General features: G+C 28.8%; 8 protein-coding genes. 1 reads left to right on the top strand and 7 read right to left on the bottom strand.

The annotated features are described in order from the left end of the window. Nucleotides 1-462 precede the first annotated feature (462 nt). Nucleotides 463-1,395 (bottom strand): YafY family protein, encoded by a 933-nt coding sequence (locus B3W71_RS11590; protein WP_346889086.1) that lies wholly within the window; start codon nt 1,393-1,395, stop codon nt 463-465. Between the two features lie 121 nt (nt 1,396-1,516). On the opposite strand from B3W71_RS11590, the gene B3W71_RS11585 reads away from it, so the two are divergent. After that, nucleotides 1,517-1,939 (top strand): pyridoxamine 5'-phosphate oxidase family protein, encoded by a 423-nt coding sequence (locus B3W71_RS11585; protein WP_346889085.1) that lies wholly within the window; start codon nt 1,517-1,519, stop codon nt 1,937-1,939. A 269-nt stretch (nt 1,940-2,208) separates the two neighbouring features. Here B3W71_RS11585 and B3W71_RS11580 read toward each other — a convergent pair whose 3' ends face one another. The 6 genes from B3W71_RS11580 to B3W71_RS11555 all read right to left on the bottom strand — a co-directional run bounded on the left by B3W71_RS11580 (nt 2,209) and on the right by B3W71_RS11555 (nt 9,820). Next, nucleotides 2,209-3,498, bottom strand: a complete 1,290-nt coding sequence (locus tag B3W71_RS11580; RefSeq protein ID WP_346889084.1) for a serine hydrolase domain-containing protein — start codon at nt 3,496-3,498, stop codon at nt 2,209-2,211. A 642-nt stretch (nt 3,499-4,140) separates the two neighbouring features. Beyond that, nucleotides 4,141-4,998, bottom strand: coding sequence for an AraC family transcriptional regulator (locus B3W71_RS11575; RefSeq protein WP_346889083.1), 858 nt, complete (start codon nt 4,996-4,998; stop codon nt 4,141-4,143). 303 nt (nt 4,999-5,301) lie between these two features. Continuing rightward, nucleotides 5,302-6,327: a sensor histidine kinase gene (locus tag B3W71_RS11570; protein WP_346889082.1), complete on the bottom strand. Its 1,026-nt coding sequence runs from the start codon at nt 6,325-6,327 to the stop codon at nt 5,302-5,304. Beyond that, nucleotides 6,320-7,006 carry a response regulator transcription factor gene (locus B3W71_RS11565; protein WP_346889087.1) on the bottom strand — a complete coding sequence of 229 codons (687 nt, stop codon included), beginning with the start codon at nt 7,004-7,006 and terminating at the stop codon, nt 6,320-6,322. The genes B3W71_RS11570 and B3W71_RS11565 overlap by 8 nt, the downstream gene beginning before the upstream one ends. An 11-nt stretch (nt 7,007-7,017) precedes the next feature. Beyond that, entirely contained in the window at nt 7,018-9,054 is a 2,037-nt protein-coding gene (locus B3W71_RS11560; protein ID WP_346889081.1) for an ABC transporter permease, read from the bottom strand. Continuing rightward, nucleotides 9,044-9,820 carry an ABC transporter ATP-binding protein gene (locus tag B3W71_RS11555; RefSeq protein ID WP_346889080.1) on the bottom strand — a complete coding sequence of 259 codons (777 nt, stop codon included), beginning with the start codon at nt 9,818-9,820 and terminating at the stop codon, nt 9,044-9,046. Before B3W71_RS11555 ends, B3W71_RS11560 begins: the two co-directional genes overlap by 11 nt. Nucleotides 9,821-10,543: the final 723 nt, after the last annotated feature.

Genomic DNA, 10,543 nt, shown 5'->3' with positions numbered 1-10,543 from the left:
AAAGCAGAGAGCCCAAATCTCTGATTTGGTGCTAATCGCTTTCACAGAGTGCGATGGGAGTATTAGAGCGTGTAGTCATCAGATAACACAAAATAGACGATCATTCTGACTTATTTATTTTTTAAAGATGCCTTGTAACTTATACACTAATATAGTACCAAATAAATGATTTATTGTAAAATAAAGGTTTTACCATAAAAATAAGATAGGCCTATTTTAAAGCCTACCTGTATTAAAGTTCATGTCTTAAATTTTAATCTCTTCTATATCTAACCCTATTTTTAAAGCTATTGTTTCATCATCCAATGTATCTTTCTGCTCCACCATAAAATGCTGTTACAAAGGTTCTGCAGTTGCTGGACATTGATCTTGTACTCTTCCACCATGATTTGAAACTCTTTACTCACTTATTTATGATATGGTTCTCCGTAACAGTTACAAATGAGATCTTAAAAATAAATATTAGTTTTCATAAACATACAACAATCTTTTAATACGCTTAATAAGTTCTATACGTATATTTTCTGGAGCTAAACACTCACATTTGTCTCCAAATCCAATTAAAATATTATATCCTAAGTCATCCTCTACAAAAGGAAATTCAACAATAAACTTATCATTTCCATAAGCTTCTATATTCTCTTCTCCACATCTTTCAACCATTTGTTCTCTCAGAGACCAATCAACTAAAAGCTTAATTTTAGTAAGTCTTTTATCTATCCATCCACTTCCATCTAATATCTTTTCTTGAAACTCTCTTGGTATAAATGTTGACTCTAATATTTCAATATTTGAAATTCGAGATAATTTAAATACTCTAAAATCTTCTCTTAACATACAATATCCTTGTAAATACCAATTTGCTTCTTTTAATATTAATTTATATGGTTCTATGCAACGTTCTTTTTTTTCTCTATTTCCTCCATAATATTCAAATGATAAATATTTACTCTCACTTAACGCATTTTTTATTTTCTCAAGCTTTGGGTAAAAACTTTTATTCCCCATCCATGTAGTAAGATCAACTGTTATTTGATTTGACTTTAATTCTAGATCTCTAACTTGTTCTTTAGGAAGTAGTCCTTTAACTTTTTCTAATGTACCTATAATCTCTTTATTGGATAATGTTGTTGAAACACTAGAAAGTCCCATTAGAAGTGTTGAAATGTCTGATGCTGTAAAAAGTTTTTTATCAACTTTATATTCAGGCATTATACTAACACCGCCATTTACTCCAGTATGAGTAATTATTGGTATCCCTGCTAAAGATATTGTATCTATATCCCTATAAATGGTTCTAGGTGTAACTTCAAACATCTCAGCTAATTTTATTGCACTTATTCTTTCATTATTTAGTAACACCATAATAATGGATATCAATCTATCTATTTTCAATAATATCTCTCCTTGAAATCATGTATACATTTATTTTATAACCTTGACATAATGATGTCAGATTTACTGTGATATATTTATATTATTAAAAATAATATACCTAATATGGAGGAGATTGTAAATGAATTTTTCACAAGAGTTTAATAGAATTATGGCATCTCAAAAGGAGTTAGCTTTAGCAACAAGTGTAGATAATATTCCAAATGTTCGAATCGTTAATTTTTACTACAATATTTCAAAGAAAGGAGTAGTATACTTTTCAACATTCTCAGATAATTCAAAGGTTGAGGAGTTTGCTAAAAATGATGTAGTAGCATTTACCACTATACCTCATACTGGAAATGAACATGTTAGAGTTAACAATGCAACCATTGAAAAAAGTCATTTAACGATATTTGATTTAAAAGATGAATTTATAAAAAAAATCTCTGATTATGAAATCACAATAAATGAGGTTGGAGAACACTTATCTCTTTATGAAATTCACTTTAACCAAGCTACGGTTACATTAGATTACACTCAAAGTTATATTATAACTTTATAGTATAATAATGAATAACCCAAAGATAGTTAAGATATCTTTGGATTATTTAATGTTACTTATAAAAGCCCTATTTTTCAACCTTACTTCTGATACGGTATTTTTACTTATAAAAATAGCCCTACCAAGCAATATCAATGGTTAAGACTAGTTTTTACACCTATTTATGATAAGATTCACCGTAACAAGAATAACGTAGACTTTTACTACTATTTAAATATTATTTGTTTTCACTACAATAGCTTTTATAAGATAGTCTCGAATAAAAATTCTTATAGTATAATTAAGCATATAAAATTATTGTTTTTTAGCTCCCCATTCTCATCTTTAGAAAAGGTATAACTCTCATCAATCCAAGTATGATGAAATTTAGTTTCTGATATTGGATACATAGGTATAATATATTCATCATCTAGAATAAAAAACATTTTTTCTTTGTCCCTTCCCACAGTGAGTTTTATGCCGTCACCTTTATATATCCCCATATATTCTTTATATATTTTGGAATCTAAATCATATTTTAATGGTCTACTTGGAAATTGATATTCCTCTTGAAACATTATAGCAGCAAGGATATCTGCAATACGCCAAACTGCTGTAAATCCATAGTTACTTAATACAATAATACTTACTTGTTCATTGATGTATCTGTGAAATTCAGTTGTGAATCCCAACCCACCACCGTCGTGACTTATCCTCTTACGTCCGTACATTTTATCTATAAACCATCCATATCCATAATCATTATCTTCAGTACCTCTTTCTCCTGAATTCGCATATGGCGAAAATACAGTATCAAGTGTTTCCTCTGAAACAAGTCCTCCATTATATAAAGCTTGATCCCATATTAGCATGTCCTCAACTGTAGAGTAGATTTCTCCAGATCCAAAAGTTGTATCCATGTTTACATAATCAGTATGCATTAAATCATTATCATTTAGATAATACCCATTAGCTAGCTCTGGTACAATTGCTTTATTTTTTTCAATACCAGTATTATTCATATTTAACGGTTCAAAAATGTTCTTCTTTAAAAACTCATCATAGGTTACACCTGAAACCTTTTCAACAATCCATCCAAGTAAATAGTATCCGTAATTAGAGTAATTCCAAATTTCTCCTGGCTCACACAAAAGAGGTTTATCCTTAAATACATTAAACATATCTTCATGTGTATGCTTTGATTTACTATACATTATTGGAAAGTTTGGTCCAAATAAATATTGAAGACCGGAAGTATGAGTTAAAAGATGATGTATGGTTATTCTCTTGTCCAATTCCTGGTATTCAGGAAAGAACTTATAAATGTTATCGTTGACACTCAGCAATCCCTTTTCTTGTAACATCATCACTGCCATAGCGGTAAATTGTTTTGTTATGGAACAAATTCTAAACTTTGTTTTTGGTGTATTTGGAATATTATGTTCTATAGACGCCTGTCCATAGCCTTTTTTAATGATAGTCTCACCCTTTTCAGCTACTAATATCGAACCACTAAATGCCCATGTATTACAGTATAATTCCATAAAGTCATTTATTTTTGTTGCTAGTAAACTGTTCATTACTACACTCCTTATTTACATGCTTTATTTTTTAAGTTCTATTTAATCTAATTTTAGACATCAGAAAATTAAATTACAATAGTAGAGAATATTTCTATATCATTTTTTACATAAAAGCTACCACCCATTGTAAGAGTAGTAGCTTTACCCTAAAAGTTTTCTATCTTCCAGAACAGCGATTTCTAGTAGCTTATTGAATTTACTCAATGAACTTTTTACCACTTCATATGATATGTTTACTGAATCACTATTTTTCAATTCCTTTTCCATCTATATCCTATACTAGTGCTATAAACAGTACTCACGTCAAGACTTTAGACCAAAGTCTACGTCATTTATGATACAGTTCACCGCACCGTAAGTAAAAAATTTTAGACTTTCCCATATACAATATAGATACTATTGTTTCAACTTCAAGTTTTAATTATATATTTTTATAAAAATAACAGTTCGTTGAAAAAAACTGTTTAAAAACGAGGGTACTGAAAACTTAAACTTTTTCAGTACCCTCATATTTTCATATCTTACTTTTTAGGCTAAGCCCAATATCATTTGGTTAACTAAATGACATTGAAATATTGCCTCCATCCTTTTTCGTCCTATCTAAAAAAAGCTTCTATATCCTAATATCTTAATTAAGCCCTATTTTTTATTTACTGGAATCCAAATTTCGCTATAGTAATTTTTATCTAAAATCCCCTTTTCATACTCACTTGGATCACTATACATTTCTATATTATAACCTGCGGTAATCTCATAATCTCTACAGTTTGGTAACCACTCTGAAAATATTTTCTTATTCGTTTCTTGAATTGATGCTGGGCTTGGTCCATAACAAGGGAAAATAGCCCAAGTAAACTTAGGAATTGTTTTAACTATATATCCTTCCATACCCTCTTTCTCTTTAGAATAATCCTCTGCAATAAGGTACTCAAATTCATTACCACCCATTTCCTCATCAATGTTAATGCCATACATTCCGCATATATCCTTTAACTTTCCTTGTGAAATATGCTCATTCCAGAATGAAGGTACCTCCATAAATGCTGAATCATATTTAAATTTCTTAGATGCTCCTACAACCTTAAATGCATCCTTCTCAAGTATTTTATAATCCATAATATATCCACCTTCCAATGAAAATTTGATTTTAAGGGCAACAAAGGACTTTATCATTGCACCCTCTTTACGAACCGCAGATGGTGTAACCCCATGAAATCTTGTAAAAGCTTTAGTAAAGCTGTCTGGAGAATCATATCCATACTTTATTGCAATATCTATTATTTTTCCATTAGTAGATAAAACCTCACTGCCGGCAAGTGCAAGTCTTCTTCTCTTAATGTACTCACTTAAGGAATAGCCACATAACATTCCAAATCCTTTTTGAAAATAAAAAGGAGAAATATTTACCCTATCTGCAATTTCTTTTATGGATAAATCCTTGGTAATATTATCTTCAATATAAGAAATAGCTTCTCTAATACTTTCAATCCATTCCATGATTTTTACCCCCCTTACAATTCGTTAATCTAATCTTACTATCATCAAAGATTGACATCCCGACTTTCTAAGCTTTCTTTTGTCCTGTAATTATTATACCAATTTCTATAGCATCATCATCGTTATTCTATTGCTTTCGATATATTCACCTACACAAGTTGGAATTCATCATCCTTTTTAGTTAACTGAACTTCAATATCTACGTGCTATATCTTAATCTATCTTTCATTAAGGCATCTTCAAAAAATNNTAAGTCAGAATGCTCGTCTATTTTGAGTTATTATTTATTTTCAAATGCCTTATTCAATCAATTACCTTAGGAAATACTAATGAAATTTCAAACCCATCAGTATAATTATCATTTGCCTCTAAGCCAACTTTCAAGCCTTCAGCTACTTGTTTTGCTAAATATAATCCCATTCCTGTTGAATTTTTTCTTTGTTCTCCAATCTCACCTGTGAAGCCTTTTTCAAATATAAATGGTAAATCATATGCCTTAACTCCTATTCCATTATCTCTTATAGTAAGGTTTATATTTTTCTCATTTTCATCTGAAGTAATAACTATCTGTGGATCACTTACTTCAATATTTTTATATTTTACTGAATTACTAATTATTTGCCTTATAATAAATTGAATTCCTCTTTTATCAGATAGTACTTTATAATCCTTAATGTCTAATATTACATCTATGCCTTTTTCCTGTAGTATTACTTTATATTCTTCAATTACTTCTATACAACTCTCTTTTAATGATAGCTCTTTGAAAAAGTAATCGTTAAAAGTCGATTTTAGTCTTGCATAATATAGCATTCTTTCTATATCCTCTTGCATTTTTGTTCTTACATATTGTAATCTTTTATATACTACTGGTGATATTTCCTCTTTTCTATTATCTAGTACAAAGGTCATTAACCCTAAAGGCGTTTTTATCTCATGTGCCCAAGCTTCTATGTACTCTTCATACTCATCGATTCCTTGCTTATGAATATTTATAGTATTTTGATTCTGTCTTAAAATTTTACCTATATCTTTTATTACTTGCGCTTCTTCATAATGAAACAAACTGATAATTTCATTTTCTATATCTTTAGTGGGCTCATCTAAAAACCTACTAATTGCTTGTTCTCTTTTTAAATCATTTTTATAGATACTAAATGCCGTAGCACAATATAAAATTAAAGAACCAATAACCATTGTAGGAAAAATATAAATAAAAGCTTTATCATTACTTAACCATAGTAATCCTCCAAATATAAAGTTCAATGTAAGTATAACAACAATCCAAAGTCTATTTTTTTCAAGCACTCCTCTTAATCTTTTAACCATTACTCTTATCTCCTATAGGCTCTAAAGAATAACCTTTACCCCTAATTGTACTTATCTTATAATCAGTATCTAAATTGTGTAATGATTTCTTTAGTCTAGTCATATTAACATGAAGAGCATTTTCATCTATATGTTCTGTTGTCCCCCAAAGATTCTTAAATAGCATCTCCTTAGTGACAAGCTTTTGGTAATTTTCAAGTAATAGCTCCATAATCTTTCCCTGATTATCAGGTAAAATCATAGCTTTACCTTTAACATTAATAGTATAGGTTTGTAAATCTAAGCTAATATCCTTTATTTCTGCAAAGTGCTTTCTATCTTCTAAACGACGTAACAAATTTGCTATTCTTGCTAATAAGCGTTCTTTATGGCAAGGTTTATTTATATATTCATCTGCACCAATATCAAGAGCATGTAACTCATCCTTCATTTGATCACGACCTGTTAAAACAAGTATTGGAACATTACTTTTATGTCTGATTCCCTTACATATTTCAAACCCAGATATTCTAGGTAAATTTAAATCTAATAATACAAGGTCTGGTGAAGCAGCTATAATCTCATCTATTGCATTTGAAAATTTAGTTATACAAAAGGTATCATAACCTTCCTTTTCTAAAATACACTGAAGCTCTTCTCTCATAAAAAGCTCATCTTCTACAATTAAAATCTTCTTCACCATTATCACCTCTAATTATCTTCTCTTTTTATATCCATTATCTTTAAAATATTTTTATCACTGCTTTTCTTCACAAATTGCATATAAATTAATTCTATCACACACATTAAGACAATAATAGGAATTGAAATAACCATTAGTTTACCAACTTGCTCCTTCATTGCTTTTGTCATAATACCTGTAAATAATGATCTTACTGCAAATATACTACTTATTGCTGCAATTGCTATTGGTAGTGAAAAATACCAAGAAATTTGATTTCTTGCAGATTTACATAGCATTTCATAGTTTTCACCTAAGTATGTTAATGATTGATACCTCTTCTTTGTTTTTTGTTGGTGCATTAAAAATTGTACTCCCATAACTGTATTTGCTATTATTAGAAAAATAACTGCTAAATAAATAGTTGTATAACTTGCTGCAACAGTATAAAATAACTCTCTTCCTATATTTTGAATATAACTTTCATAACGTATATTAGTAGTGTTAAGTTTTTTATTAACCTCACTAATAGCTTGCATTAAACCATTTTCCTTAACAAATTTCTCATTTAGAGGTGCATTCCAATAAGTGCTAACATTATTTTCACTAGTATATTTATTAAAAACTGTTTCCGGCACTATTAAGCCATAGCTAATAGTAATTAATCTATCGGTTACAATGCTATCAGTATAATATTTATCTATTAACTTATATTCTTCATCATCAAAATATAAAGTAGGTCTTTCCTTTAAAGCATTTTCCATTACTGCTACTGCTCCAACTTCAAACTCTGGATCATTATAAAGAGCTACTTCATTATCCTTTAATATAATTTCCTCCTTTCCTTGTAACTCTAAAAGCTTATTATATGAAGTTACACTAATTAAATATGGTCTATCCATATATTGAAGATTGTTTAATAAAATATCTTTACCGCCTTCATCCTTTTGATTTTCTACTGCACTTATCAAATCTTTTGCTGAAAAACTATTATCATGAAAAATTCCTATATTCATATCATATAGCCCATCAATATTCCCATTTAACTCCAACTTATTTATTACTGACTTCACTTCCTCTTCCTTTGCTTCAAATGTGTAGTCTATAACATGAGCTCCCTTTGAATTAAATAAGTATCTTACTGGAATACCATATGCAAAACAGCTAATTGCCATCAAAACTAAAAGTGATGAAATAGCTAAAGTATTTGCCTTTAAAAATACTGATTCCTGTAATTGTCTAAAGGTGAACATTTTTAATCCACTTATGTTATTTTTCTTTTTAAGTATTATTTCAAATAGAACACCTATACCTTGAAATAATAAAAAGATTCCACCTAGGCCTAATATCACTGTAATCCCCATTAACTTTATATTTTCCCATGATAATCCCCTAATTGCTATAGCAAATGAATATGTAAGTAATATTACTCCTAAAACCAATTTAATACTAACAATTACATTATTTATTTCTCTTTTCTTTTCCCCTTGAGATTCTGAAAGTAATTCTGTGACCTCTTTTCTTGAAAATTTACCACTTAAAATAACAAGTGCTACAAATCTAATAATAAAATATCCTATAATAGTTCCTATAACTGCTGAAAATGAAAATGAAAAATTATGTCCAATTATACCTAACCCTACAATTTTAGCTGTTACTAAACTAATAATTTCAGATATACAGATTGCAATTGGAATACCAATTAGTAATGACAATACACTATTCCATAATTCTTCTGCAAAAAGCATTAATAATAACTTACTACGCTTCATACCAAGCATTAAATACATTCCAAGTTCTTTACTTTTTCTATCTAACTGATATTTACCTGCAAAATATACAAGAAAAAATAAAATAAATAAGGACAATCCATATAAAGCTGGAATCAATAAAAATAATTTATCTAGAGCCTGACTTTCCATAGTCCTTAAAAATATAATAACATCTTGTTTCTCAAGGGATAAAATAATATAAAATGCAATAATAGCTATGATTAATGATACAAAAAACAATCCATTTTCTTTTCTATTTCGCTTACTATTTCTATTAACTAAATCATAAAACATTTGCACTTCCACCTCCTAGTTGTGCCATAACTAGAAGTATTCTTTCATAAAAATCTTGTCTAGATTCCTCTGGCTTTTTACGTCTTAGCTCATGAAAAAGCTTTCCATCTTGTATAAATAAAATTCTTGAACAAAAGCTAGCTACATTTGCATCATGAGTAACCATTAAAATAGTTGTTTTTTGATCCTCATTTAAATCAGACAGCTTTTGCATTAATACTTTTGCATTTTTAGAATCTAATGCTCCTGTAGGTTCATCTGCAAGAATAATTTGTGGATTTAAAATTAAAGCTCTTGCTGCTGCAACACGTTGCTTTTGTCCACCTGAAATTTCATTAGGAAATTTATCTAATATATCTGTAATCTCCATATACTTTGCTAATCTTTCTACTTCTACCTTACTATTATTCTGTAATTTATTATGAATAGCCATTGGAAGTAACATATTTTCCCTTGCAGTTAAATTTTCTAGCAACTCAAAGTTTTGAAATAGATAACCTATCTTATTTCCTCTATAATCTGCTAATTTATTTCCTTTAAAATCCTCGATTCTCTCTCCGTTTAATAAAATATTACCTTCTGTAGGGTGAGTTGTGGTTGCAATACAATTAAGCAATGTTGTTTTTCCTGAACCGCTACTTCCCATAATTCCAATGAATTCACCATTCATTACTTGAAAACCGATTCCATCTAAAGCCTTAGTTGCAAAATCTTTTTTACCATAATATTTTTTTAAGTCTTTAACTTCTAATATTCTCTCTATCATTATAATCACCTTTCACCTCATAGCTAACAAATAAAACTCTGGAATTTAATTTATTACTAATTCTTATCTTATATAATTATTATAAATGGAGTTCCTAAAATAAAACACTTACAGTTGGTGAAAGGTTTTGAAAGTAAAAGATGAAGCAATAATTGCTCCATCTTTCTTTAATGATTTTAGTTATGTTGAATTTTCTTTTTAAAGAATTTGATATAGTATTGATAATTTATTATTAGATCTTTACTATAACCATATCATTTCCCTCCCAAAATATAATATAAGCCAATGATACTTTTTATATCATTGGCTTGATTTCATAGTTTTAATCCCTTATTACAATTTTGGTTCTCCATAGATACGCTTCTCCATATCACAAGTAAGTGATGTTTTCACATTAGTGAATTTAGTAATTTTCATAAAAGAATTATTTAGTTCATATATGTAACATTATATATAGCATTATAACTTTTTAAAAAGTTGTAATGGAAACTATTTAAATATCTAACATTTTAACATTTTAAAATGTTAAAATGTTAGTCCATTCATTGAAAATTGGTGATACCTATCTTTCTATGTATGGATAAAAGTGAAATATAAATAATATTAGGCATCTGAAAATAAATAATAAGTCAAAGATGGGAAGTATATTTTGAGATAGGCACTTGAAAAGAAATAACAAGTCAAAGATTGAAACATATTTGTCACAAGACTAGGAGTTAAAAT

It is taken from the genome of Clostridium sp. UBA1056, assembly GCA_002316385.1.
Taxonomy (GTDB): domain Bacteria; phylum Bacillota; class Clostridia; order Clostridiales; family Clostridiaceae; genus Clostridium_J.
Note: the sequence above shows the minus strand (reverse complement) of the source record. Positions and strands in the feature narration are given on the sequence as shown.

Bases quoted from the DNA above. Each gene is read 5' to 3' on its own strand.
- B3W71_RS11585 (WP_346889085.1), top strand. From the start codon at position 1,517: ATGAATTTTTCACAAGAGTTTAATAGAATTATGGCATCTCAAAAGGAG.
- B3W71_RS11580 (WP_346889084.1), bottom strand. From the start codon at position 3,498: ATGAACAGTTTACTAGCAACAAAAATAAATGACTTTATGGAATTATAC.
- B3W71_RS11575 (WP_346889083.1), bottom strand. From the start codon at position 4,998: ATGGAATGGATTGAAAGTATTAGAGAAGCTATTTCTTATATTGAAGAT.
- B3W71_RS11570 (WP_346889082.1), bottom strand. From the start codon at position 6,327: ATGGTTAAAAGATTAAGAGGAGTGCTTGAAAAAAATAGACTTTGGATT.
- B3W71_RS11560 (WP_346889081.1), bottom strand. From the start codon at position 9,054: ATGTTTTATGATTTAGTTAATAGAAATAGTAAGCGAAATAGAAAAGAA.
- B3W71_RS11555 (WP_346889080.1), bottom strand. From the start codon at position 9,820: ATGATAGAGAGAATATTAGAAGTTAAAGACTTAAAAAAATATTATGGT.